General features: G+C 63.4%; 19 protein-coding genes, 1 tRNA gene and 1 pseudogene. 9 read left to right on the top strand and 12 right to left on the bottom strand.

Features of this window, described 5'->3' with window-relative positions:
- Positions 1 to 45 precede the first annotated feature (45 nt).
- Positions 46 to 3,117, top strand: coding sequence for a transglycosylase domain-containing protein (locus H7225_RS07990; protein ID WP_290660591.1), 3,072 nt, complete (start codon positions 46 to 48; stop codon positions 3,115 to 3,117).
- A gap of 14 nt (positions 3,118 to 3,131) precedes the next feature.
- On the opposite strand, the gene H7225_RS07985 is transcribed toward H7225_RS07990, so the two are convergent.
- Positions 3,132 to 4,388 (bottom strand): sodium:proton antiporter, encoded by a 1,257-nt coding sequence (locus H7225_RS07985; protein WP_290660589.1) that lies wholly within the window; start codon positions 4,386 to 4,388, stop codon positions 3,132 to 3,134.
- A gap of 107 nt (positions 4,389 to 4,495) precedes the next feature.
- On the opposite strand from H7225_RS07985, the gene H7225_RS07980 reads away from it, so the two are divergent.
- The 3 genes from H7225_RS07980 (at position 4,496) to H7225_RS07970 (ending at position 6,772) form a co-directional block, all read left to right on the top strand.
- A complete protein-coding gene (locus H7225_RS07980; protein ID WP_290660587.1) occupies positions 4,496 to 5,857 on the top strand; it encodes an ethanolamine ammonia-lyase subunit EutB in 1,362 nt (453 codons plus the stop codon).
- 7 nt (positions 5,858 to 5,864) lie between these two features.
- Entirely contained in the window at positions 5,865 to 6,662 is a 798-nt protein-coding gene (eutC, locus tag H7225_RS07975) for an ethanolamine ammonia-lyase subunit EutC (protein WP_290660585.1), read from the top strand.
- 35 nt (positions 6,663 to 6,697) lie between these two features.
- Positions 6,698 to 6,772: transfer RNA gene (locus H7225_RS07970), tRNA-Arg, on the top strand.
- Here H7225_RS07970 and ureG read toward each other — a convergent pair.
- Genes ureG through ureE form a run of 3 tightly spaced genes read right to left on the bottom strand, consistent with a single transcriptional unit; the run spans position 6,773 to position 8,786 of the window.
- Positions 6,773 to 7,417: an urease accessory protein UreG gene (gene ureG, locus H7225_RS07965; RefSeq protein WP_290660583.1), complete on the bottom strand. Its 645-nt coding sequence runs from the start codon at positions 7,415 to 7,417 to the stop codon at positions 6,773 to 6,775.
- Positions 7,414 to 8,169, bottom strand: a complete 756-nt coding sequence (locus H7225_RS07960) for an urease accessory UreF family protein (protein ID WP_290660581.1) — start codon at positions 8,167 to 8,169, stop codon at positions 7,414 to 7,416. The genes ureG and H7225_RS07960 overlap by 4 nt, the downstream gene beginning before the upstream one ends.
- A complete protein-coding gene (gene ureE / locus H7225_RS07955) occupies positions 8,169 to 8,786 on the bottom strand; it encodes an urease accessory protein UreE (protein WP_290660579.1) in 618 nt (205 codons plus the stop codon). Before ureE ends, H7225_RS07960 begins: the two co-directional genes overlap by 1 nt.
- 233 nt (positions 8,787 to 9,019) lie before the next feature.
- On the opposite strand from ureE, the gene H7225_RS07950 reads away from it, so the two are divergent.
- Complete coding sequence (locus H7225_RS07950) at positions 9,020 to 9,919, top strand: extracellular solute-binding protein (RefSeq protein WP_290660577.1); 900 nt, start codon at positions 9,020 to 9,022, stop codon at positions 9,917 to 9,919.
- 1 nt (position 9,920) lies between these two features.
- On the opposite strand, the gene H7225_RS07945 is transcribed toward H7225_RS07950, so the two are convergent.
- Positions 9,921 to 11,570 carry an iron ABC transporter permease gene (locus H7225_RS07945; RefSeq protein ID WP_366481306.1) on the bottom strand — a complete coding sequence of 550 codons (1,650 nt, stop codon included), beginning with the start codon at positions 11,568 to 11,570 and terminating at the stop codon, positions 9,921 to 9,923.
- 31 nt (positions 11,571 to 11,601) lie between these two features.
- Here H7225_RS07945 and H7225_RS07940 point away from each other — a divergent pair, with 31 nt between their 5' ends.
- Positions 11,602 to 12,684 carry an ABC transporter ATP-binding protein gene (locus H7225_RS07940; RefSeq protein ID WP_290660574.1) on the top strand — a complete coding sequence of 361 codons (1,083 nt, stop codon included), beginning with the start codon at positions 11,602 to 11,604 and terminating at the stop codon, positions 12,682 to 12,684.
- On the opposite strand, the gene ureC is transcribed toward H7225_RS07940, so the two are convergent.
- The 4 genes from ureC to ureA all read right to left on the bottom strand — a co-directional run bounded on the left by ureC (position 12,681) and on the right by ureA (position 15,791).
- The gene (gene ureC, locus H7225_RS07935; protein ID WP_290660572.1) at positions 12,681 to 14,408 is read right to left on the bottom strand and encodes an urease subunit alpha; all 1,728 of its coding nucleotides are present in this window, start codon (positions 14,406 to 14,408) and stop codon (positions 12,681 to 12,683) included. The genes H7225_RS07940 and ureC overlap by 4 nt on opposite strands.
- Before the next feature lie 22 nt (positions 14,409 to 14,430).
- Entirely contained in the window at positions 14,431 to 14,736 is a 306-nt protein-coding gene (locus H7225_RS07930; RefSeq protein WP_290660570.1) for an urease subunit beta, read from the bottom strand.
- 10 nt (positions 14,737 to 14,746) lie between these two features.
- Positions 14,747 to 15,412, bottom strand: coding sequence for a HupE/UreJ family protein (locus H7225_RS07925; protein WP_290660568.1), 666 nt, complete (start codon positions 15,410 to 15,412; stop codon positions 14,747 to 14,749).
- A gap of 76 nt (positions 15,413 to 15,488) precedes the next feature.
- Positions 15,489 to 15,791, bottom strand: a complete 303-nt coding sequence (gene ureA, locus H7225_RS07920) for an urease subunit gamma (RefSeq protein WP_230182490.1) — start codon at positions 15,789 to 15,791, stop codon at positions 15,489 to 15,491.
- Between the two features lie 70 nt (positions 15,792 to 15,861).
- On the opposite strand from ureA, the gene H7225_RS07915 reads away from it, so the two are divergent.
- The 3 genes from H7225_RS07915 to H7225_RS07905 all read left to right on the top strand — a co-directional run bounded on the left by H7225_RS07915 (position 15,862) and on the right by H7225_RS07905 (position 22,089).
- Positions 15,862 to 19,395: an ATP-binding protein gene (locus H7225_RS07915; protein WP_290660564.1), complete on the top strand. Its 3,534-nt coding sequence runs from the start codon at positions 15,862 to 15,864 to the stop codon at positions 19,393 to 19,395.
- Entirely contained in the window at positions 19,392 to 20,351 is a 960-nt protein-coding gene (locus tag H7225_RS07910) for a response regulator transcription factor (RefSeq protein ID WP_290660562.1), read from the top strand. The genes H7225_RS07915 and H7225_RS07910 overlap by 4 nt, the downstream gene beginning before the upstream one ends.
- Before the next feature lie 136 nt (positions 20,352 to 20,487).
- A complete protein-coding gene (locus H7225_RS07905; protein WP_290660560.1) occupies positions 20,488 to 22,089 on the top strand; it encodes a FapA family protein in 1,602 nt (533 codons plus the stop codon).
- A 529-nt stretch (positions 22,090 to 22,618) separates the two neighbouring features.
- Here H7225_RS07905 and H7225_RS07900 read toward each other — a convergent pair.
- From H7225_RS07900 to H7225_RS07890, 3 genes and pseudogenes are all read right to left on the bottom strand, one after another.
- Entirely contained in the window at positions 22,619 to 22,903 is a 285-nt protein-coding gene (locus H7225_RS07900) for a hypothetical protein (protein ID WP_290660558.1), read from the bottom strand.
- Positions 22,900 to 23,247: a zinc ribbon domain-containing protein YjdM gene (locus H7225_RS07895; RefSeq protein WP_290660556.1), complete on the bottom strand. Its 348-nt coding sequence runs from the start codon at positions 23,245 to 23,247 to the stop codon at positions 22,900 to 22,902. The genes H7225_RS07900 and H7225_RS07895 overlap by 4 nt, the downstream gene beginning before the upstream one ends.
- 533 nt (positions 23,248 to 23,780) lie before the next feature.
- Positions 23,781 to 23,925, bottom strand: a pseudogene (locus tag H7225_RS07890) (IS481 family transposase); the annotation flags it as partial.

The following is a 23,925-nucleotide window of genomic DNA, read 5'->3' as shown; positions in this document are numbered from 1 at the left end:
TGTTGGCCGCTGGCCAGCGGCCTCGTTTTTCCAGCTGAGTGACCCTTGACCGATTCACAACCCAAGTCCGCCCGAGTATGGAAGCGGCTGCTCATTGGCAGTGTCGTGGTGGCCTCCATCGCGGCGGCTGCCCATTTCGTGTCAGACGAAGCGCAAACTTCTCGTTTGCAGGCCCGCTACCTGAGTGGTCTGGCCCAGGGCCTGACCTACAAAGTCGAGCCTGGTCCCAGCAATGCGCTCCGTTTTCCAAATCCAGGCCCTTATGACGACCGGTTGGGCTACAGCCACATTCCTGATTTCGTCAAACGATTGGGCGTGCAGGGGTACCAGGTCAGCGCCCAGGCGCGCATGTCTGGCGACCTGCTGCGCGTGACCGACAACGGCATCTTCACGGCCTACCACGAGCCCTCACAAGCCGGCCTGCAGATCCTGGATTGCAGCGGCCAGGCCATGTACGCGGTTCGCTTCCCCGAGCGTGTCTACCCGCGTTTCGAGGCCATCCCCGACTCCCTGGTCGACGCGCTGCTGTTCATCGAGAACCGCGAACTACTCGATGCCACCTACCCTACGCACAACCCGGCCATCGAGTGGAGCCGCCTGGGCAAGGCCCTGATCACGCAGGTGGCCCGCCATGTCAGCGATGCGCCAGGCTCGGCCGGCGGCAGCACCTTGGCCACGCAGATTGAGAAATTCCGGCATTCGCCCGACGGTCGCACCTCGTCCATGAAAGAAAAGCTGCGCCAGGTGGCCTCTGCCTCGGTGCGTGCCTACCTGGACGGTGAGGACACCCGTGGCGCGCGCCGCCGCATCGTGCTCGACTACGTCAACTCCGTGCCCCTGTCGGCCAAGCCCGGCGTGGGCGAAGTGCATGGCGTTGGCGATGGCCTGTGGGCCTGGTACGGCCGCGATTTCGCCGAGGTCAACGCCTTGCTGAACGCCGCCATCAAATCACCCGCCGCACCAGGCCCTGAACTGCTGCGCCAGGCCGAAGCCTACAAACAGGTGCTGTCCCTGTTCATTGCCCAACGCCGCCCCTCGTATTACCTGGTCGATGGCCATGCAGACCTGCAAAGGCTGGCCGACAGCCACCTGCGGCTGCTGGCCAGCGTCAACCTGATCCCGATCGCGCTGCGCGACGCCGCTTTGCCCATCAAGCTCAAGCTGCACCCGGTGCAGCCCACCGAGCGGCCTGTGTCATTTGTGGACCGCAAAGCCATCACGGCGATGCGCTCCACGCTGTCCACCATGCTGAAAGTGCCGCGCCTGTACGACCTGGACCGCCTGGACCTGAAGACCAACAGCACCCTGGATGGCGAGTTGCAGCGCACGGCCACCCGCCTGCTCAGCGACCTCAAAGACCCCAAACTGGCCAAGACCCAGGGCCTGTACGGCTTCCACATGCTTCAAGAGGGCGATGACCCCAGCAAACTGACCTTGAGTTTCACGCTGTTTGAACGCAGCGGCCAAGCCAACCTGCTGCGCGTGCAAAGCGACAACCTCGACCAGCCCTTCGACATCAACGAAGGGGCCAAGCTCGACCTGGGTTCCACCGCCAAGCTGCGCACGCTGATCACCTACCTCAAAATCATCGCCGACCTGCATGGGCAGTACAGCCCCATGAGCGAAGAGGACCTGACTGGCGTGCCCGTGCAGCGCAAGGATGTGCTGCGCCGCTGGGCGCGCGACTACCTACTAGATGCCAAAGACAAGAGCCTCACGCCCATGCTGGAGGCGGCCATGGATCGCAAGTATTCGGCCAGCCCGGGCGAGACCTTCTTCACCGGTGGTGGCGCGCACCACTTCAACAACTTTGAATCCAACGAAGACGGTCGGGTCATGGACCTGCGCGAGGCCTTCCAGCACTCCGTCAACCTGGTGTTCATCCGCCTGATGCGCGATGTGGTCTACACCTACATGGCCAACAACAGCCAGGCCGACAGCGACCTGCTTGAAGACTCGGACGACCCGCGTCGTCAGGAGTACCTGGCCCGCTTCGCCGACAGCGAAGGCCGTGAGTTCCTGCGCCGTTTCTACAAAAAGTACAAAGGCAAGTCGCCCGAAGCGGCCCGCGCCTTGCTCACCAAGCGTGCCAACGCCGCACCCTCGCGGCTGGCCGCCATTCACCGCGGCATCGATCCCCAAGCCACGGTGGCCGAGTTCACGGCCTTCATGAACGAGCAGTTGCCCCAGAAGGAGTTGGGCGAGGCCAAGCTGCAGCGCCTGTACGACGACTACGCGCTTGAGAAATTCTCGCTGGCCGACCGTGGCTACATTGCCCGCGTTCACCCGCTCGACCTGTGGCTGGTCGGCCACCTGAAAGCCCACCCCAAGGCCACCTTGACCGAGGTGATGGACGCCAGCCGCGACCAGCGCCAAGAGGTCTACGGCTGGCTGTTCAAAACTCGCCACAAGACCGCCCAGGACTCCCGCATCCGCAACCTGCTGGAGCGCGACGCCTTCACCGACCTCAATCGTGACTGGCGTCGCCTGGGCTACCCATTTGCCACGCTGACCCCGTCCTATGCCACGGCCCTGGGTGCTTCTGGCGATCGCCCGGCGGCCTTGGCCGAATTGATGGGCATCATCGTCAACAAAGGCATGCGCATGCCGGTCAGCAAGCTGCAGCGCCTTGACTTTGCCTCGGGCACACCATTCGAAACCCGGCTTGAGCAGGCCACCGCCAAGGCCGAGCGCGTCTTGCCCGAAGAGGTCGCCGACGTGGTGCGCCGCACCTTGCTCACCGTGGTCGAGGGCGGCACGGCCAGGCGCCTCAAAGGGGCGTTTGTCAGGCCCGATGGCAGCGTCATCGAGGTGGGCGGAAAAACCGGCACGGGTGACCACCGCTTTGACGTGCATGGCCCCGGCGGCGGCCTCATCTCATCGCGCGTGGTCAACCGATCGGCCACGTTCGTCTTCCTGATTGGCGACCGTTTTTTTGGCACCTTGACAGCCTATGTGCATGAGCCCTACGCGGCCAAGTACACCTTCACCAGCGCCTTGTCGGCCCAAGTGCTCAAGGCACTCGCACCTGCCTTGATGCCGCTGGTGCAAGAGAAGGCGCCTGACGGCCCGGGCAGCTGCCGCAAGAAAGAGCCTTTGGTGGCGTCCAAGCGCTGACGGTGCACATGGGTCTAGCTGCGTTCAGCGCTGGGCCTGCGCCTCTTCAGTTTCATGTAGCGCCCCATCAGCGGGGTGGCCGTGATGCCATGGGCCACGATGGACATGAAGATCGCGATCATGACCGCGCTGGTCAAGGTTCGCGCCACCGTGCCATCGATGCCGTGGTTGATGGCATACGCCAGGTAGTACACCGACCCCACCCCCCGGATGCCGAACCATGCCACCAGTCGGCGCTGCGGATGGGCCATCAGGCGCAAAGGAACGGTGGCCAGCACCGACACGGGCCGCGCCACCAGCATCACCAACAGGGCAAACAAAACGGTGGCCCAGTCCCAATCGACCGAGGCCAGCGAGGCCCCGATGACGAGCACGATCGCCACCTCCGCCAGGTGCTCGCTCTGCGCGCTGAAGTGGATCAATCGAGACGAGTGCGCCCCGTCCTGATGAGGTGTTTTGTCGGCCCGCAAAGAACGTTCGCTGTAGGCCAGCGCCGCACCCGCCGCGAACACTGCCAGGAAACCATAGGCGTGCACCAGCAGTGCAGCCCCATAGACCAGGGCAATCACCCCAAAGGCCAAAAACTCTTCGGCCTCCAGCGGGTGCCCGCTTTGCCGCAAGGCATGCACCGATCGCCCCACGGCATGGCCGCACAACCAGCCCAGCAATAGGCCGCAAGACACCGCCCACACCACATCGACGGCCAGCCAGCGCCAGCCCAGGTCACCGATCTCGTGCAGGCCCATCAGCCCCAGTGCCAACATCACGCCTGGAAAAGCCATGCCATCGTTGAGACCCCCCTCGGCGGTCAGCGAAAACCGCAAGCCATCCCTGTCATCCGGATGCCGTATCTGAACTTCGGAAGCCAGCACCGGATCAGTCGGCGACAAAATGGCGCCCAGCAGCAGCAAGGCGGGCCAGGGCAGGTCCAGCAGCAGCCACCCAATCAAGGCGATGCTGGCTGTGGTGACCACCATGCCCGCCGTGGCCAGCCGCAGCGGAACGGCCCACGCTGACCATGAAAACGGCACGCGCAAACGCATGCCCACCGTGAACAAGGTGATCAGCACCGCCACCTCCGTGAGCAGCTCCAGCCAGGGCATGCTGTCTTGGGGCGACAGGTCCAGCAGGCCGGCGCCCAGCGGCCCGATCAGGGCGCCAACGCCGAGGTAAAGGAGGGCCGGTGACAAAGGCAGTCGCTTGACCAGATGGCTGGAAAACGCCATCGCGATCAGCACGACCCCCACCAGCACGAACCAGGCAATGTGCATGTTGAACAAACTGAAAAAAGCGCTTGATCCAGCAGACCAGCAATGCGGGTGCCGCCCTTCGCCAAAATCAGGCAGACTGTGTTGGTCTGGACTGAATTCGTCCTGCCATGCCTGCATTTCGCGATTTGAAAGACCTGATGGCCAAGGCCACGCCCGCCCGATCGGGCGACCTGCTGGCGGGCATTGCCGCGCATACCGCGCAGGAGCGCGTGTTGGCCCAGATGGCCTTGGCCGATCTGCCCTTGCTCACCTTCTTGAACGACGCGCTGATCCCCTATGAAGAGGATGAAGTCACGCGCCTGATCATCGACACCCACGATGCCCAGGCATTTGCCCTGATCTCGCACCTCACGGTGGGCGATTTCAGAAACTGGCTGTTGCGAGACGATACCGACAGTGACACTTTGGCGGCCGTGGCGCCCGGCATCACGCCCGAGATGGCCGCCGCCGTTTGCAAGATCATGCGCAACCAGGACCTGATCCTGGTCGGTCAAAAGTGCCGGGTGGTCACCGCCTTTCGCAACACCATCGGTTTGAAGGGGAGCTTGTCCACCCGCCTGCAACCCAATCACCCCACCGACGACGCAAGCGGCATCGCGGCCAGCCTGATCGATGGGCTGTTGTATGGCAGTGGCGATGCGGTCATCGGCATCAACCCCGCGACTGACAACGTGCCGCAGGTCATCAAGCTGGTGACGATGATGGCCGAACTGATTGAGCAATACGCCATCCCGACCCAATCCTGCGTGCTCACCCACGTCACCAACACCCTGGCCGCCATGGAGCGCGGCGCGCCGGTCGACCTGGTGTTCCAGTCCATTGGTGGCACCGAGGCCACCAACCGCAGCTTTGGCATTGACCTGGCCATGTTAGGGCAGGCACGCGAGGCGGCGCTCTGCTTGAAGCGGGGCACGGTGGGCGACAACGTCATGTACTTTGAAACCGGCCAGGGCAGTGCCCTGTCAGCCAATGCGCACCACGGCGTGGACCAGCAAACCTGCGAGGCGCGCGCCTACGCGGTGGCGCGGCACTTCAAGCCCTTGCTGGTGAACACGGTGGTCGGCTTCATCGGGCCCGAGTATTTATACGACGGCAAGCAGATCATCCGCGCCGGCCTGGAAGACCACTTTTGCGGCAAGCTGCTGGGCCTGCCCATGGGCTGCGATGTTTGCTACACCAACCATGCCGAAGCCGATCAGGATGACATGGACGTGCTGCTCACGGTGCTGGCCACGGCCGGCTGCACCTTCGTGATGGGCGTGCCCGGCTCGGACGACATCATGCTCAACTACCAGAGCACCTCGTTCCACGATGCGCTGTATGTGCGCCGGGTGCTGGGCTTGCGGGCGGCGCCCGAGTTCGAGGCGTGGTTGCACAGCATGCAGATCATGCAAGGTGAGGGCGCGGGGTTTCGGCTGTTGGATGAATTGCCGCCTGGGTTTCAGCATGTTTTGCTGAATCCACCATGAGTGCGCCATGAGCCAGTCTCCGGTCACGTCAAACCCCTGGCTGGCCTTGCGCCGGTTCACGCAGGCGCGCATCGCGCTGGGCCGTGCTGGTGTGAGTTTGCCAACCGCGCCGCAGCTGGCGTTTCAACTGGCGCATGCCCAAGCCCGGGACGCGGTGCACCTGGCGCTGGACGTGCCTGCGATGCAAGCCGCGTTGAGCGCCTTGGTTCACGAGACCCTGGTGTTGCACAGCGCTGCGCTTGACCGGGACACGTATTTGAAGCGGCCGGATTTGGGGCGGCGGCTGGATGCCACCTCGCGTCAGGCACTGCTGAGCCGGTTGAGTGGTGGCCACGCCGGTGCTGTCCAGGCACGCCACCATGACATTGCCTTCGTCGTGGCCGACGGACTGTCGGCCCTGGCGGTAGGTTCGCACGCGGTGCCTTTGCTGCAGCGTGTGCTGCCTCCGCTTCAAGCCGAAGGCTGGTCGGTCGCCCCCTTGGCCGTGGTGGAGCAAGGCCGGGTGGCCATCGGTGACGAGGTGGGGGAGTTGCTGGGCGCGCGCCTGGTCGTCATCCTGATCGGCGAACGGCCTGGCTTGAGTTCACCCGACAGCATGGGCCTGTACCTGACCTGGATGCCGCGTCTTGGCCTGACGGATGCGGACCGCAATTGCATCTCCAATGTGCGGCCTGCTGGGCTTGGCTGCGATCAGGCGGCTTTGAAGTTGCTGCAGTTGCTGCGCGAGTCCAAACGACGTCAGCGCTCAGGTGTCGGACTGAAGGACGAGCATGAAACCATGGAACGGATTCCTGGCCGCGAATAAGCACGCCAGACCTGAGGCACAATCGTGGCCGGTCAGGCTCCATGGTTCAATGGATAGAACAGCCCCCTCCTAAGGGGCAGATGCAGGTTCGATTCCTGCTGGGGCCACCATCAGCTCTTGAGCAAGCCCTTGGTCTTGATGAAGCTGATCACCTCGTCCAAGCCGGCCTTGGTTTTCAGGTTGCTCATCACAAACGGCCGCGCGCCCCGCATGCGCTTGGTGTCGGCCTCCATCACGTCCAGATTGGCCCCCACATAGGGCGCCAAGTCGGTCTTGTTGATGATGAACAAATCGCTCTTGGTGATGCCGGGCCCGCCCTTGCGCGGAATCTTCTCGCCGGCGGCCACGTCGATCACGTAGATGGTCAGGTCGCTCAGCTCCGGGCTGAAGGTCGCGGCCAGGTTGTCGCCACCCGATTCAATGAAGACGATGTCGGCATTGGGGTACTTGGTCAGCATGCGGTCCACGGCTTCCAGGTTGATGGAGGCGTCTTCGCGGATGGCGGTGTGCGGGCAGCCGCCGGTTTCCACGCCCATGATGCGGTCGGGCTCCAGCGCGCCGGCCACGGTCAGCAGGCGCTGATCTTCCTTGGTGTAGATGTCGTTGGTGACCACGACCAGGTCGTAGGTGTCGCGCATGCCCTTGCAGAGCATCTCAACCAGGGTGGTCTTGCCGGAGCCAACCGGGCCGCCCACACCAACGCGCAGGGGGGGCAGTTTCTTGGTGCGGTTGGGGATGTTGTGCAGATTGCTCATGATCGGAAGAGGCGTGAGTATTGGGTTTCGTGCTGGCTGCTCAAGATGGCCAGCATGGGCGTGAAAGCCTGGCGCTGGCTGTCGGGCAGGGCGCAGGCGTGGTCAATGGCGGCGGGGATGTCGTCAATCAGGCTTTGCAAGATGCGTTGGCCGGCGCTTTGGCCCAGGGGCACCGACTTAATGGCGGCCTGAACCATGTTCTCGGCCCAGCCGAACGCGAAACTCAGCAGCGTGTCCTTGATGGTGTTGCTGTGAGGGGCCGTGCTGGCCGGGTTATCGGGCAGGCACTGGGCCACGGCCAGGGCAAAGGCCACCGGCCAGGTGGGTGCGGGCTTCAAGGCGGCGCATTGTGCCAGGCGTGGGTCGTTCGGGGCCACGGAGGCGCCACGGTTGCGCACCCATTCCACCAGCGAGCGGCCCATTTGCTCGGCCTGCAACTTGAACTCGGTGGTCTCGCGGGTGTGCCCGATCCAGTCGTTCAGTTGGGTGATGCGGGCCAGGTCATGGCGCTGCCAGGCGGGCAAGGCCTTGGCCACCACGGCCAGGTCTGATCGGGCCAGGCTCAGGTGCATTTGGTCGCGCAGCCAGGCCCCGGCGGTGGCTTCGTTGGTGATGAAGCCGGACTCGACGGCCGCTTCCAGTCCCTCGGAATAGCTGAAGCCCCCGACCGGCAAGGCCGGTGAAGCCAGCCACATCAATTGCAAGCGGGCAGCGGCGCTGAGGGGCACGGCGGCACCCAGTACGCGAGACATCAGTGGTCGTGGCCGTGGTTGCAACCAGGCCCGTGGACGTGGGGTTTTGCGTCGGCCTTCACGGCGATGCCGATGGGCTTGCCGCGCGCTGGTGTGGCTGGTGTGGCTGGTGTGGCTGGCGTGGCATGGCCGTGATCATGGTGATCGTGCGAATGGCCCCCGCCTGCGGCATAAGCGCCACCTTCGGGTTCAAACGCGGCGTTGGCCTCAACCACCGTCAGGTGCAGGGCGCGCAGCATGTCGGCTAGCACGTGGTCGGGTTCGATCTTCAAATGATCGGGCTGCAGTTCGATCTGCACGTGGCGGTTGCCCAGATGGTAGGCGGCACGGGTCAGGTCAAAGGCATGGCCGTGCTCTGCACAGGGCGTGATCACCAGCACAGGCTGGGGCTTGGCGGTGACGCGGATCAGCGAGCCGTCTTCGGCCACCAGCACATCGCCACCGCGCACGGCAGTGCCACGGCTCAGAAAGATGCCGAGTTGGCGGCCAGCACTGTCGGTGGCGTCGAAGCGGCTTTTCTGGCGCACGTCCCAGTCGAGTTCAAGCGTGTGGGCGCGCTTGAGCAGCGCGTTGGCCAGGCCTTGGCCTTGGGGGAGGAGTTTGTTGACGGTCAGCATGGGTCCAATGGTAAGCAAAAAACGTGACATCCCAAATTCGCGAATGCGAATCATTTCTGTTATTATTTTTTTGAAGAATAACTGGACGCCACAAGGCATCACAACTCATGAACCTCATCGTCAAATCCATTTTTACCGGCCTGCTTGCTGGCCTTGCAGCACTCAGTGCTCATGCTCAATCTGGCGGAGTGCTTAACATTTACTCAGCGCGTCATTATCAAACCGATGAGGCGATGTACGCCAACTTCACCAAGCACACTGGCATCAAGATCAACCGCCTTGATGGCAAGGAAGACGAACTGCTGGAGCGGATCAAAAACGAAGGGGCCAACGGCCCGGCTGACCTGCTGATCACCGTGGATGCCTCGCGCCTTGAAGTCGCGGACAAGGCCGGGCTGTTTCAACCCTGGCAATCCAAAGTGCTGGAAGCCCGCATTCCAGCGGCCTTGCGCACGCCAAACTGGGTTGCGTTTTCAACCAGGGCTCGCCTGATCGTGTACAACAAGGCCGCCATCAAGGCCGACATGGTTCAAACGTATGAAGACTTGGCCTTGCCACGTTTGAAGGGGCAAGTTTGCGTTCGCTCGGGCTCGCACCCTTACAACTTGTCGCTCGGCGGCGCCATGATCGCTCACCTGGGCGAGGCCAGGACTGAAGAGTGGGCCAAGGGCCTGGTGGCCAATTTTGCCCGTTCGCCCAAGGGCGGTGACACCGACCAGATCAAGGCGGTGGCGTCTGGCGAATGCGGCGTGGCCATTTCAAACAGCTATTACCTGGCGCGCCTCATGCGCTCCAGCAAGCCGGAAGACCTTCTGGTGGTCAAGGACCTGGGTGTGGCCTGGCCCAACCAGAAGTCTTGGGGCACCCACATCAATGTATCGGGCGCAGGCGTGATCAAGACGGCACCGAACCGTGACGCGGCCATTCGTTTTCTGGAGTACTTGAGCAGCGACGAGGCCCAGGCTTACTTTGCCGATGGCAACAACGAGTGGCCAGTGGTCAGTTCGGCCAAGGTCAAGAACCCGGCGTTGGATTCCTTGGGTTCGTTCAAGTCAGATGCACTGCCCGTGGGCCAACTGGCCGCCAACGCGGTGCTGGCCCAGAAGGTGTTTGACCGCGCTGGCTGGCGTTGAATCAAGATTGCCGATCGGCGGCAATCTGGCGGCACAAAATGATGAGTGGCACCAAGCCCACGGCCACAATGGCCAGGGCGGCGGTGGAGGCTTCGCTCAAACGCTCGTCCGAGGCCAGGGTGTAGACCTGCGTGGCCAGGGTGTCGAAATTAAAAGGCCGCATGACCAGCGTGGCAGGCAGCTCTTTCATCACGTCGATGAACACGAGCAGGCCCGCGGTCAGCAGGCCTCGCCTCAGCAGCGGCAGGTGAACCCTGAGCAAGGTTTTGCCTGATGACAGGCCCAGGCTGCGCGCCGCGTCGTCCATGTGGGGTGTGACCCGGTGCAAGGCGGCATCCACGTTTTGCAAGGCGGCGGTTAAAAAACGGACCAGGCAGGCGTACACCAGCGCAGCAATGCCGCCTGTGAGGATCAAGCCGCCTTGCCAACCCAGGTGCGCTTTCAAAGCCGACACCAAGGCATTGTCCAGTTGGGTGACCGGGATCAGAACGCCGACGGCGATGACGGATCCCGGCAAGGCATAACCCATGCCCACGGCGCCATGGGCGGCTCTGGTCCAAAGAGTGGGGTGCAGGCGATGGGCATAAGCCACGATGAGGGCCAGTGTCACGGCCAGCACGGCAGTCATGGTTGACACCAGGAAGCTGTTGCGCGCCAAGGTCAGGAAGCGCGAGCCGAATTGGGCATCGCCGTCGGTCAGTGCCATGTGCAACATCACGCCGCCTGGCAACACGAAGCCGATCATCAGGGGGATCAGGCAAGCCACCACGGCCAGTCCTGCTGGCCAGCCCCCAAGGCGGTGACCTCGCGATGGTTTGCGCAAACCAGTGCCGTGGTAGCGGGCTCTTCCGCGCGAGCTTTGCTCAATGCTCAGCACCACCAGCACAAAGCCCAGCAGGCACATGGCCAACTGAGCTGCGGCCACACGGTCGCCCAATGAGAACCAGGCCCGGTAGATGCCGGTGGTGAAGGTTTGAACGGCAAAGTAAGAGACGGTCCCGTAGTCGGCCAGTGTTTCCATCAAAGCCAGTGTCACGCCCGCGGCAATGGCGGGGCGGGCGATGGGCAGCGAGACGCGGGCAAAGCTTTGCCACGGGCTCAAGCCCAGAGAACGGGCGGCTTCGGTCACTGCGCCGCCTCTTTCCAGAAAGGCGGTGCGGGTCAGCATGTACACATAGGGGTACATCACCCCAATGAACATGAAGATGGCCCCGGCCAAAGTGCGAACGTCCGGGAACCAGTAGTCGGCACGGGTCCAGTTCAAGCTGGCCCGAAGCCAGGTTTGGATGGGGCCTGAGAATTGGAGGAAATCCGTGTAGGCATAGGCCATCACATAAGCAGGCATGGCCAGTGGCAACACCAGCGCCCATTCAAAAACACGGCGCCCCGGAAACTCGCAATGGGTGACTAGCCAGGCCGCGCCCACGCCGACCAACGTCGTGCCGATGCCCACGCCCAGGCACAACACCACGGTGGTGGTGATGTAGTCTGGCATCACCGTGTCCATCAGGTGGGTCCAGGTGCCAGTGGTGCCTGTGTTGAACACATTGGTGGCAACGGACAACAGCGGGATGACCATGACCACGGCGATGAGCAGTGCGAGCAGGGTCAGCCCACTGGGTCGAATACGGTGGGAGTAGGGGGACATCATGGATGCGGTCTAGTGTAAGGTGCCCCCCTGTATGACTCATTTACCACCCCATCCCTCGCTGGCGCTGCACGGCATTCACCACGCTTATGGGGGCCGAACCACTGTGGCGCAGTTGAGCCTGTCGGTCGAGGCTGGTGACATCTGCTGTTTGTTGGGCCCCTCAGGCTGCGGCAAGACCACAGTTTTGCGGTGTGTGGGCGGCTTTGAGCGCCTGACCGCGGGATCGATCAGCATGGGGGGCGACGTGGTCAGCGGGCAGGGGCGGCATGTGCCCCCTGAGCGCAGGCGCATTGGCATGGTGTTCCAGGACTACGCCTTGTTTCCCCACCTGACTGTCGAGCGCAATGTGGCGTTTGGTTTGAAGGGCGGAGAGGGGGCACTTCAAACGGCGCGGCAATGGCTGGACACGGTGGGCTTGGCCGCCGCCGCCAAGCGCTATCCGCATGAGCTGTCCGGGGGGCAACAGCAGCGGGTGGCTTTGGCGCGGGCCTTGGCGCCCCAGCCGCGCTTGCTGTTGCTGGACGAGCCCTTTTCCAACCTGGACGTGGCCTTGCGTGAGCAACTCGCCACCGAGGTGCGTGGTGTGCTGAAGGCCACGGGCACCACGGCGGTTTTTGTCACGCATGATCAGAACGAGGCGTTTGCCATGGCCGATCAGATCGTGGTGATGGATCACGGGCGCATTCAGCAAATCGACACGGCCTACAACCTGTACCACCGGCCCCGCAGTCGTTTCGTGGCCGACTTCATCGGGCAGGGCGTGTTCGTGCCAGGCCGTGTGCGCGAGGCGCAATGCTTGAGCATTGAGCTGGGTGATGTGATCTCACCCGGGCCCATCTGCTACGCGAATGACCTGGCGCCCTGCGCCCCTGGCAGTCCGGTGGAAGTGTTGTTGCGGCCCGATGACGTGGTCCACGACGATGCCAGCGCGGTGCGGGCTTTGGTGAAACACAAGGCTTTCCGGGGTGCCGAGATCCTCTACACCCTGGAGCTGCCCAGTGGCGCCAGGGTGCTGTCGATGGTGCCTTCGCACCACGACCATGCGCTCAACGAATCCATCGGCGTGCGCCTGGAGATGGATCACCTCATCGTGTTTCCGCCGGGCGAGGCTTAAAACAAGAAGTAGCGCTGCGCCATTGGCAAGACCGTGGCGGGCTCGCAGGTCAGCAACTGGCCATCGGCGCGCACTTGGTAGGTTTGCGCGTCGATCTCCATCACCGGCAGGTAGTGGTTGTGCACCATGTCCATCTTCTTGACGCTGCGGCAGCCCTTCACGGCCGACACGGTTTTCTTCAAACCATATTGCTCGGGCAAGCCTGCAGCCACGCCCGCCTGGCTCATGAAGGTCAGCGAGGTGCGCGGCAGGGCGCCGCCATATGAGCCGAACATGGCGCGGTAGTGCACTGGCTGCGGCGTGGGGATGGACGCGTTCGGATCACCCATGGCCGCCGCCGCGATGAAGCCGCCCTTCAAGATGAGCGAAGGCTTGACGCCAAAAAACGCCGGGCGCCAGACCACCAGGTCGGCCCATTTGCCTTCTTCGATGCTGCCCACCTCGTGCGAAATGCCGTGGGCCAGCGCCGGGTTGATGGTGTACTTGGCCACGTAGCGCTTGATGCGCGCGTTGTCGTGGCGGTCGGTGTCGCCGGGCAGCTTGCCCCGCTGTGACTTCATCTTGTGGGCGGTCTGCCAGGTGCGCATGATGACCTCGCCGACGCGGCCCATGGCCTGCGAGTCGGAGCTGAACATGCTGATGGCGCCCAGGTCGTGCAGGATGTCTTCGGCGGCGATGGTTTCGCGCCGGATGCGGCTTTCGGCGAAGGCCAAGTCTTCGGCGATGGAGGCATCCAAGTGGTGGCACACCATGAGCATGTCGAGGTGCTCGTCAATGGTGTTGATGGTGAAGGGCCGCGTCGGGTTGGTCGATGAAGGCAGCACATTGGGCTCGCCCACCACCTTCATGATGTCCGGGGCGTGGCCGCCGCCAGCGCCCTCGGTGTGGAAACTGTGGATGGTGCGCCCCTTGAAGGCGGCCACCGTGTCTTCCACAAAGCCCGACTCGTTCAGGGTGTCGGAGTGGATCGCCACCTGGATATCGGTCTCTTCGGCCACGCTCAGGCAGGTGTCGATGGCGGCGGGCGTGGTGCCCCAGTCTTCGTGCAGCTTCAGGCCGATCACGCCGGCCTCGACCTGCTGGCGCAAGGCTTCGGGGCGGCTGGCGTTGCCCTTGCCCAAAAAGCCCAGGTTCATGGGGAAGGCATCGCCGGCCTGCATCATCAGCTTGATGTTTTCGGGGCCGGGCGTGCAGGTGGTGGCGAAGGTGCCGGTGGCCGGGCCGGTGCCGCCGCCGATCATGGTGGTCACGCCACTCATCAGTGCTTCTTCGATCTGCTGCGGGCAGATGAAGTGGATGTGCGTGTCGATGCCACCAGCAGTCACGATCATGCCTTCGGCCGCGATGATTTCGGTGCCAGGGCCGATGACGATGTCCACGCCGGGTTGCACGTCGGGGTTGCCCGCCTTGCCGATCTTGAAGATGCGGCCGCCGCGCAGGCCAATGTCGGCTTTGACGATGCCCCAGTGGTCCAGGATCAGGGCATTGGTCAGCACGCAATCGACCGCGTCCATGGGGCCGGGGCCGTTGACGCGCTGGCTTTGGCCCATGCCGTCACGGATGGTTTTGCCGCCGCCGAACTTGACTTCCTCGCCGTAGCCACCGGCCCGCAATGTCAGGTCTTGCTCGACTTCGATGACCAGGTCGGTGTCGGCCAGGCGCAGTCGGTCGCCCACGGTGGGGCCGAACATTTCAGCGTAGGCACGCCGTTGGATGGTTGCCATCAGGGGTGATCCTTCGGAAAAATCAGAGCGGGCCTTGGGTCAGGCCACGGAATCCATAGACGATGCGGTCGCCGGCGTAGTCGACCAGCTCGACGGTGCGCTGCTGGCCGGGCTCGAAGCGCACGGCGGTGCCGGAGGCGATGTTCAGGCGCATGCCGTGAGCGGCGCCGCGGTCAAATCGCAGGCCGGCGTTGGTTTCGCTGAAGTGGTAGTGCGAGCCGACCTGGATGGGGCGGTCGCCCGCGTTCTCGACGACCAGGGTGATGGTGCGGCGGCCGGGGTTGAGGTTGTGGTCGGGGCCATCGGTGAAGAGTTCGCCAGGGATCATGGTGGGCTCCTCAGAACAAGCCAGCGATGGCGGGGCTCAAGAGGCTAAGGCCCAAGGTGGTGACACCGAGGCCAGCGATGCGAGGCAGCCAGCGGCTGCGTTGGCGCAAAGCCAGGCCGACGCCGATGCCAGCCATGTGCAGGGCCAGGGTGCTCAGGACCATGCCGGTGAGCGCTGCGGCCGCGTGGCCGCCCAGTTCCTGGCCATGGGCCAACCCGTGGAAGAGGGCGAAACCCGCCACCAGGGCGGCGCCCACGCCGGTCGGCAATTCGATGCGCGTGGCCACCAGCAGCCCCAGGGCCAACAGCGAGGCGGCGATCATGGGTTCAACGCCCGGTAGGGTGACGCCATTGAGGGCCATCAAGGCGCCGATCAGCAAGGTGGCCGCAAACGCCAGCGGTGCAGACAGAAGGTGCCTGGCGCTGGCGGATGGGGTCGATTTGGCCCCCAGGCTCAAGGCGTTCCACAAGCCGACGCTGATCATGGCGGCCAAGTGGTCCAATCCCGTCAACGGGTGGGCCCCGCCTGCGGTGAAGCCGTCAAAGGCGCCGCGGTGGTGGGCCAGGCCATCGGCGCCCACGTGGGCTTGCGCCACGGACGCCAAGGTGGCCGCAGCCAGGCCGGCAGCCCAGGGAGTGCAAGCCACCATGGTGCGGCGGAATGAGGTTGTCGGCATGTTCTTGAATCCAGGCTGGGACGTGGACGGGTTTGATTGAACCTTATTGGTGCAATTCAAGGCTGATGGAATGGTTTCAAGCAATAGGTTGGTGCACGGTCACCAATTTGGTGCCGTCCGGGAAGGTCGCTTCCACCTGGATTTCAGGCACCATGTCGGCCACGCCGTCCATGACGTCGTGGCGGCTCAACACGGTTTTGCCTTCGCTCATCAAAGTGGCCACGGTTTTGCCGTCGCGGGCGCCTTCCATGATGGCGGCCGTGATCAGGGCCACGGCTTCCGGGTAATTCAGCTTGAGTCCCCGGGCCTTGCGGCGCTCGGCCAGCAGGGCGGCCGTGAAGATCAGCAGCTTGTCTTTCTCTCGTGGGGTCAGTTCCATTGTTGTTCTCGGCACCGAAATTGCGGCACTGGCCGTTGATGAAGTACCCACTATGCAAGACACACGCCAAATGAGTCCAGCCGCCGAACGGCGCATTGATGGCCCGCCCGCCGCCGAGGACGAGTCTTCGGCCGATTTGCTGGGAGACCAGGCCCTGCAGCGCGTGGTCAAGGTGCGGCGTGACTACAACACTTGGGTGGGCAGCGAGACGCTGGAGGACTACGCCCTGCGCTTCACGCCCCGGTCTTTCCGCAAGTGGAGCGAATGGCGGGTGGCCAACACGGCCTTCGGCGCGGCGTCTTTCCTGGTGCTGGAAGCGGTCGGCGCCACCTTGATGGTGGAGCATGGCTTCATCAACGCCTTATGGGCCATCCTGGCCACCGGCTTGATCATCTTGCTGGCCGGTTGGCCGATCAGCGTGTACGCGGCCCGCCATGGCGTGGACATGGACCTGCTGACGCGGGGCGCCGGCTTTGGCTACATCGGCTCCACCATCACCTCGCTGATCTACGCCACCTTCACCTTCATCTTCTTCGCGCTGGTGGCCGCGATCATGGCCTATGCGCTGGAGCTGGCCTTCGACATCCCGCCCGCCTGGGGCTACCTGATCTGCGCGGTGGTGGTCGTGCCGCTGGTCACGCACGGGGTCACGGTCATCAGCCGATTGCAGGTGTGGACGCAGCCGATTTGGCTGGTGATGCTGGTGCTGCCTTACATCTACGTGTTCAAGGCCAATCCGCATGTGCTGAGCGACCTGGTGGGGTATGGCGGCGCACAGGGGCAGGCGCCGGGCTTCAACCTGATGTCCTTTGGCGCGGCCATGACGGTGGGCGTGGCCTTGATCACACAGATGGGCGAGCAGGCCGACTACCTGCGCTTCATGCCCGAGCAGCAGCCCAAACACAAGGCGCGCTGGTGGTTCAGCGTGTTCATGGGCGGGCCGGGCTGGGTGATCCTGGGCGTGCTGAAGATGTTGGGCGGCACGGTGCTGGCCTACCTGGCCTTGAGCCTGTCGGTGCCGGCGGACCGCGCGGTTGACCCCAATCAAATGTACCTGCTGGCCTACGAGACCATGTTCTCGAACCTGAGCTGGGCGGTGGCGGCCACCTGCCTGTTCGTGGTGATTTCTCAGCTCAAGATCAACGTCACCAACGCCTACGCGGGTTCGCTGGCCTGGTCCAACTTCTTTGCGCGCATCACGCACAGCCACCCCGGGCGCGTGGTCTGGGTGGTGTTCAACACCATGATCGCCTTGATGCTGATGGAGTTGAACGTGTTCCAGGCCTTGGGGCGCGTGCTGGGGCTTTACTCCAACATCGCCATCGCCTGGATGATGGCCGTGGTGGCCGACCTGGTCATCAACAAACCCATGGGTTGGTCGCCCAAGGGCATCGAGTTCAAGCGCGCTTATTTGTACGACGTGAACCCGGTGGGTGTGGGCGCGATGAGCGCGGCGTCGATCCTGTCGGTGACGGCCTACTTGGGCTGGCTGGGGCCGATGGCGCAGGCCTTCTCGGCCTTGATCGCGTTGGTCACGGCCCTGGTCACCTCACCGCTGATCGCCTGGTTCACCCAGGGGCGCTATTACATCGCGCGTCAGCCCGAGCCCAAGGCGCCCAGCTGCGACACCTGTCCATCAAAGCAAGGCATGAAAGGCGTCTACCGCTGCACCGTGTGCGAGCGCGAGTACGAAGGCGAGGACATGGCCCATTGCCCGGCTTACCAGGGCTTCATCTGCTCGCTGTGCTGCTCGCTGGATGCCCGCTGCCACGACCTGTGCAAGCCCGATGCGCGCTGGTCGGCGCAGTGGCGGGCGGTGGGGCAAAAGCTGCTGCCACCTTTCGTCTGGCGCCACCTGGACACCGAGTTGGGCCACTTCATGCTGTTGATGGGCGGGCTGGTACCGGCCTTGGCGCTGCTGTTCGCCCTGATCTTCAACCACGAGTTGCGCGCCTTGGATCAGCCGGCCACCTTGGGCCTGATCGACGCGCTGCAAAGCGGCTTCCTCAAGGTCTTTGCCGTGCTGCTGGTGATCTCGGGCGTGGTGGGCTGGTGGCTGGTACTGGCGCACAAAAGCCGCAAGGTGGCGCAAGAAGAATCCAACCGGCAGACCCACTTGCTGGTGCGCGAAGTAGAGTTGCACCGCCGCACCGATGACAAACTGCAGCAGGCCAAACGCACCGCCGAGCAGGCCAACCAGGCCAAAAGCCGCTACATCTCGACCATCAGCCACGAGCTGCGCACGCCGCTCAACAGCATCCTGGGCTATGCGCAATTGCTGGACGAAGACCAGCGCCTGCCCGAGCACGCCAGGCACGGCATCGAGGTGATCAAGCGCGGTGGCGACCATTTGCTGTCGCTGATCGAAGGCACCCTGGACATCGCCCGCATCGAAAGCGGCAAGCTGACGCTGGACGTCAAGCCCATGCGCTTGTTCGAGTCCCTGCAGCAGATCATCAACATGCTGCAGCCGCAAGCCTTGAGCAAGGGCTTGAGCTTTGAGGTGGAGTTGGACGCGGCCCTGCCTGAAGTGGTGCGTGCCGACGAACGCCGGGTGCGCCAGATCCTGTTCAACGTGCTGGGCAACGCGGTGAAGTTCACCTCACAAGGCAGCGTGAAATTCCGGGTCAGCTACGCCCGTGAAATCGCTTTGGTCGAGGTGATCGACACTGGGCCCGGCATCCCGATCGACGAGCTGGAGCGCGTCTTCGAGCCCTTTGCGCGTGGTTCATCGGTGGCGGGCTCGTCGGTGGCAGGCACCGGCCTGGGCTTGACCATCAGCAAGATGCTGACCGACCTGATGGGCGGCGAGATGAAGGTCAGCAGTGTGGAAGGGCAGGGCACGGTTTTCCGCATCCGCCTGTTCCTGCCGCAGGTGCGCCTGACCCACGCTGACCGCTCGGTGCCCTTGGGCCTGCGCACCGGCTATGTGGGTGATCGCCTCCGGGTCTGGGTGGTGGACAACGAAGAGGCCGACCGTGGCCTGCTGGTGCGCATCCTCGAACCCCTGGGCTTTGATGTGACCCCGTTGGCATCGGGCGTGGAGTGCCTGTCCCTTTTGCGCAGTTGCCCGCAGGCGCAAGAACCCCATGCCGTGTTGATGGACCTGGCGATGCCCGGCATCGACGGTTGGACCACCATCCGTACCATCAAGCAAGAAGGCTTGAGCCGCGCGCCGATTGCCATCGTGTCGGCCAACGCCTTTGACAAGGGCATGGACAACGACGTGGGCGTGACGTTTGACGATTTCATCGTCAAGCCCGTGCGCATGGCCGAGCTGCTGGATTGGCTGGGGCGGCGCCTGACCTTGCAATGGATCGAGGCGCAACGCCCCGCCGTCAGCCAACCCATGGGCGCGCAAAGCGCGGGCGACGGCATGCAGGTGCTGCCATCGCTCAAAGCCTTGCAAAGCCTGGAAGAGCTGATCGATGCAGGCTATGTGCGCGGTGTGCACAAAACGCTGGACCAGATCGCGGCGGCCGAGCCCCAATGCGAGGTGTTTGTGCAGCACATGCGCCACCTGGCCAAGCAGTTCCAGCTCGATGCCTTGGCCGATGCCGTCAAGCGGGCGCTGGTGCAGTTCCATGCACAATCGCGGCCATGATCCCCATGCTTGACCGACTCGACCGCAGCCGTACCGATGTCGTGCTCATCGTGGACGATGTGCCCGACAACCTCTCCCTGCTGCACGATGCGCTGGACGAAGCCGGCTACACCGTGCTGGTGGCCACGCATGGTGAAGCCGCCTTGCAGCGCGCCAGCCAATCGGTGCCCGACATCATCTTGCTCGACGCCTTGATGCCCGGCATGGACGGCTTTGAGGTGGCCCGCCGCCTGAAAGCACTGCCCGAGACCAGCCACATCCCGATCGTCTTCATGACCGGCCTGACCGAGACCGAGCACGTGGTGGCCGCCTTTGAAGCCGGTGGCGTGGACTACGTTACCAAACCGATCAGACCCCGCGAAGTGCTGGCCCGCATCGTCTCGCACATGGCCAGCGCGCGCCAGGCCAGGCAAGCTCGCAGTGCGTTGGATGCCTTTGGCCATGCGTCGATGACGGTGCGCTTGTCGGACGGCCGGGTCATGTGGCAGACGCCCTTGGCGCGCAAACTCTTGCAGCAGTATTTCGAGACGCCCGAGAGCGTGGCGCCCGACGAGTTGGTCGTCTGGCTGCGCCAGGTCACGCCCAGCGCCCTGGCCGACATGGCCACCGGCAAGCCGCCAACGCCCTGGCTGGTGCAGCAAGCCGGTCGGCGCCTGAGCTTTGCCCTGCACGAACCCACGGGCGATGACAACTGGCTGCTGGTCATGCGCGAGACCTCGGACGAGGCGGCCATCCAAGCCCTGACCCAGGAGCTCAAGCTCACGGCCCGCGAGGGCGAAGTGCTCTACTGGGTGGTCAAGGGCAAGACCAACCGCGACATTGGCGACATCCTGGGCACCAGTCCGGCCACCGTCAAAAAACAGCTGGAACATGTCTTTGCCAAGCTGGGCGTCGAGACCCGCACGGCGGCCGCCGGACTGGCGATGAGCCGGGTGGGGCAGTTGAAAATGCGCTGAGGCGCCCACGCGCCCCGGGCAAGTTGTGATCAGTTGGTTGCAAAAAAAGTGTTTCCGCTATTGCCAGCCAAAGTGGGCTCGATACACTGGTCAGCACTGAAGCCTGGGACCTTGTCCCGATTGGAAAGGGCTGCAGATGTCGGGTTCTTCTGGTGTTGATCTGATCGAGGCCGAAGGGCAACTCTGGTTGCACCACCGGCCCATGCCCAACCGCCCCGCCTTGAGTGTCGAGGCGGCGAAGGATTTGATTGCCCAATCCGGGCATGCCCATTGGTTTTTGCTGGGTGACGAACTGCACCAGGCAGTGAGCCGGTGTGCCAGTGAAGAGTCCTTCAAGGTGGTCATCGCCGAGCGGCGAGACGCCAGCTTCGAACTTGAAATCGCGCCCGATGCCATGTGCGCCTGGGTGACGGTAAGCCCAGCGCGGGGCGGCAGCTTGCTGGATGTGAGTGTCCTGGTGCCTGCATTGGCCCAGGCCGGTGTGCTGTTTGGCGTTGACGAAGCCGCCTTGCAGCAAGTGTGCGCCTCGCCCGAAGGTGGCCGGGTGGTGGCCGCCAAGGGCAAACCGGCCCGCAATGGCGAAGACGCACGTTTCGAGATGCTGGTCGACGTCACGCGCGATCGCCGACCCAAAGTGGGCCAGAACGGCTTGATCGATTTCCGTGAGCTGGGTGACATCCCCGTGGTCGAGGCTGATCAGGCCTTGATGAAAATCATCCCCGAAACCGTGGGATTCCTGGGCCGCAACGTCCGCGCCGAGGTGCTGGAGCCGGTGCGCGGCCAACCCGTGGCTTTCGCGGCAGACCTGCCCGGTGCCAAGGTGGATGGCCAAGACCCTAAGCTCTTGCGCGCCCTTTTCAAGGGGCAGCCGGTGCGCATGGGCGACGGCGTCATGGTCGAGCAGGTGGTTTATTTCAATGGCGCGAGCATGGCCACGGGCAACATCGCGTTTGATGGCACCGCGCAAATTGAAGGTGACGTCCTCACCGGCATGAAAGTGCAGGCCAGCGGCGACATCATCGTGACAGGGACCGTGGATGGCGGGCACCTGGAGGCCGGCGGCAGCATCAGGGTGGGCGGCGGCATCATCGCCCGTGCCAGTGCGCGCGCGGGCGATTCGGTGTCGGCCCGATTTGTCGAAAACTCCAGCGTTGATGCCGGTGTTGGCATCACCATCGACAGCATGGTCTTGCAAAGCCAATTGCAGGCTGGTAACCAGATCATCGTTGGCACGCAGTCACCGCAGCGTGGGCGCCTGGTGGGCGGTTCTGCCCGCGCCATGATGCTGATCCGTGTGCCCCTGCTGGGCGATTCGGCCAGCGTGGTCACCCAGGTGCTGGTGGGCGTCAACCCTGTGCTGGAGGCCGAATACCAGGATGTGCTGGGCCTGATTGCCAAGCAGAACCAGGAAGAAGAAAACCTCGGCAGGCTTGTCCAGCACCTGACCCGGCAGGGCGACAAAACGGGTGTGCTGGACCGGCTGCGGTCCAACTGGGCGCAGGCGCTGCAGGCCCTGGGCTTGTTACTGGTGCGCAAGGATGAGCTGGACAAGCAGATGGCCTTGTTTGGCAACGCGCGTGTCGAGATCGGCGCGGGAGTATCGGGCCCGGTGGACCTGGCCTTTGGCAAGACGCAGCGCCGTTTGCGACGCACTTATGACATCGGGTACTTCTCCATCGACAAGGACTTGGTCCTGTTCACGACGCCGGATGGAGAAGCCTTGGTGGTGGATGGTTGATTCAGGTCAAACCCAATTGCCCAGCAGCAATCCAGGCACACGCTCGAACTCGCGCAAGTTATTGGTGATCCGGGGTATGAACTGTCAGCGCCGATTGAATTCGGACGGTCAGTTTTCAAAATGCGCGTCTCACACGTTCGCCCGGTCCTTCCAAACGGTGCATGACCACGCCTGCACCGTTTTTGGCCAGCTTCACCACCATCCTTCGTGCTTGCCCCAAGCCAGGACCAATGGTGTTGGCGCCGATGCAGATGTGAGCCACTTTTGGCTCATGTGCCGACGACCCCGTGAGCCACACGAGCGGGTCAGAGACCCGCACTCCTGTTAGACGTCGGGGCTGAACAAGTGGCGCAGTCGAAGGTCGGCTCGGTGGCTCACTCCGGTCTCGGCGGCAACACCAAAGAGCATTTAAGTGCAAGAGCGCCATTACTCTCAAGTTCGGTAACCGAACCGGCAAAGAAAAACGCCTCCAACATTGCTGCTTGAGGCGTTTCCAATTGGTGCACCACCAGGAGGTGCGGTCCCTTGGCTATGACTGCGTCAACGGCGCGTCAATTTCCTTCTTGGCGCTGCTGTCCGAACCCACCTTTGGTGGCTCAATCTTGCGCAGCCACGACTGAGCGCAGTCCACCGTCGTGCCCACGGCGCCATATTCACTGATCAAGCCTTCGCCCTCGACCTTCCAGATGCGGCCATGCTCGCTGTGTTCCCCACGCAGGCACACCACGCGAACCTTCTTGCCCACGTTCGGCCCCTTGGTGCCCAGGGCGCCTTCGATGATCTCGGCGTGATCGCCAGCTTGGATCGGTTTCATGTGAGCTTCCTGACGAATTCTGATTTCAGGCCCATCGCGCCGATCCCGTCGATCTTGCAGTCGATGTCGTGATCGCCCTCGGCCAGTCGGATGTTCTTGACCTTGGTGCCGACCTTGACCACGAGCGAAGATCCCTTGATCTTCAAGTCCTTGATCACTGTGACCGTGTCGCCGTCTTTGAGTTCATTGCCGTTGGCATCGCGGATCACGCGGATGTCATCAGGTGCCGACGACGCAGTGGATGGCGCCGACCACTCGTGGCCGCACTCAGGGCAGATGAGCTGAGCGCCGTCTTCATAGGTGAAGGCGGACTGGCACTGAGGGCAGGCGGGCAAGGTGCTCATGAGTATGTGGCGATGAGAGCAGAGCAATGATCGAAGTTCGGTTTCCGAACCTACGAAGCAAAAAGCCCCGTACTTTCGTACAGGGCTTCGCTTATTTGGCTCCTCGACCTGGGCTCGAACCAGGGACCTACGGATTAACAGTCCGACCACCGATTATCCGTAAGATGAAGAATCTTAACATGTTTTTTGGAGTGACGCAAGTGGGTCTTCGTCTTGACCGAACCTATGCCGAACCGCCGTCAATGCCGGGCTCCTGATTTATTCAAAAAAGCGAATCGATTCAAGGAGTTGCAGAGACGATAGCCGATCGAACCCCGACAATGCCAGGGCGCGCGGCTTTTCTCGGGGCGGCCTTTGGAACTTGCCGCGAAGAGCGGCCCATGGTGCCTCGCCGGGCCGGGCGAGTGGGGTAGGGAGGGGCGGCTCGGAGCGGCGTCGTTGGGGGCCACTATGGGCCGACACGGGCGACTCGCGGTCTGCGGGCCGGGTGCGGGCGGCGGGCCGCTTCAAGACCAAATGCCACACTGGGCAGGCTAGGTGTCAAGTCCCGGCTGGTTATAAACGCGCTTCTTGAACAATTCAGGTTTTTTGGCATGCCAGTCTTTCAGCGCCTGAACGGGTGAGACGTGTTTGAGCGCCCGTTGCGGGATGAGATGGTTGTAAGTCTTCATGTAGCTC

This window comes from Aquabacterium sp., assembly GCF_014378415.1.
Taxonomy (GTDB): Bacteria; Pseudomonadota; Gammaproteobacteria; order Burkholderiales; family Burkholderiaceae_C; genus Aquabacterium.
Note: the sequence above shows the minus strand (reverse complement) of the source record. Positions and strands in the feature narration are given on the sequence as shown.

What these genes read in the sequence shown, in the direction of transcription:
- H7225_RS07945 (WP_366481306.1), bottom strand. Translation starts at nt 11,570, where the DNA reads ATGATGTCCCCCTACTCCCACCGTATTCGACCCAGTGGGCTGACCCTG.
- H7225_RS07940 (WP_290660574.1), top strand. Translation starts at nt 11,602, where the DNA reads ATGACTCATTTACCACCCCATCCCTCGCTGGCGCTGCACGGCATTCAC.
- H7225_RS07895 (WP_290660556.1), bottom strand. Translation starts at nt 23,247, where the DNA reads ATGAGCACCTTGCCCGCCTGCCCTCAGTGCCAGTCCGCCTTCACCTAT.
- H7225_RS07985 (WP_290660589.1), bottom strand. Translation starts at nt 4,388, where the DNA reads ATGCACATTGCCTGGTTCGTGCTGGTGGGGGTCGTGCTGATCGCGATG.
- ureC (WP_290660572.1), bottom strand. Translation starts at nt 14,408, where the DNA reads ATGGCAACCATCCAACGGCGTGCCTACGCTGAAATGTTCGGCCCCACC.
- H7225_RS07900 (WP_290660558.1), bottom strand. Translation starts at nt 22,903, where the DNA reads ATGAAACCGATCCAAGCTGGCGATCACGCCGAGATCATCGAAGGCGCC.
- H7225_RS07905 (WP_290660560.1), top strand. Translation starts at nt 20,488, where the DNA reads ATGTCGGGTTCTTCTGGTGTTGATCTGATCGAGGCCGAAGGGCAACTC.
- H7225_RS07950 (WP_290660577.1), top strand. Translation starts at nt 9,020, where the DNA reads ATGTACGCCAACTTCACCAAGCACACTGGCATCAAGATCAACCGCCTT.
- ureA (WP_230182490.1), bottom strand. Translation starts at nt 15,791, where the DNA reads ATGGAACTGACCCCACGAGAGAAAGACAAGCTGCTGATCTTCACGGCC.
- H7225_RS07915 (WP_290660564.1), top strand. Translation starts at nt 15,862, where the DNA reads ATGAGTCCAGCCGCCGAACGGCGCATTGATGGCCCGCCCGCCGCCGAG.
- ureG (WP_290660583.1), bottom strand. Translation starts at nt 7,417, where the DNA reads ATGAGCAATCTGCACAACATCCCCAACCGCACCAAGAAACTGCCCCCC.
- H7225_RS07960 (WP_290660581.1), bottom strand. Translation starts at nt 8,169, where the DNA reads ATGTCTCGCGTACTGGGTGCCGCCGTGCCCCTCAGCGCCGCTGCCCGC.
- H7225_RS07925 (WP_290660568.1), bottom strand. Translation starts at nt 15,412, where the DNA reads ATGCCGACAACCTCATTCCGCCGCACCATGGTGGCTTGCACTCCCTGG.
- eutC (WP_290660585.1), top strand. Translation starts at nt 5,865, where the DNA reads ATGAGCCAGTCTCCGGTCACGTCAAACCCCTGGCTGGCCTTGCGCCGG.
- ureE (WP_290660579.1), bottom strand. Translation starts at nt 8,786, where the DNA reads ATGCTGACCGTCAACAAACTCCTCCCCCAAGGCCAAGGCCTGGCCAAC.
- H7225_RS07980 (WP_290660587.1), top strand. Translation starts at nt 4,496, where the DNA reads ATGCCTGCATTTCGCGATTTGAAAGACCTGATGGCCAAGGCCACGCCC.
- H7225_RS07910 (WP_290660562.1), top strand. Translation starts at nt 19,392, where the DNA reads ATGATCCCCATGCTTGACCGACTCGACCGCAGCCGTACCGATGTCGTG.
- H7225_RS07930 (WP_290660570.1), bottom strand. Translation starts at nt 14,736, where the DNA reads ATGATCCCTGGCGAACTCTTCACCGATGGCCCCGACCACAACCTCAAC.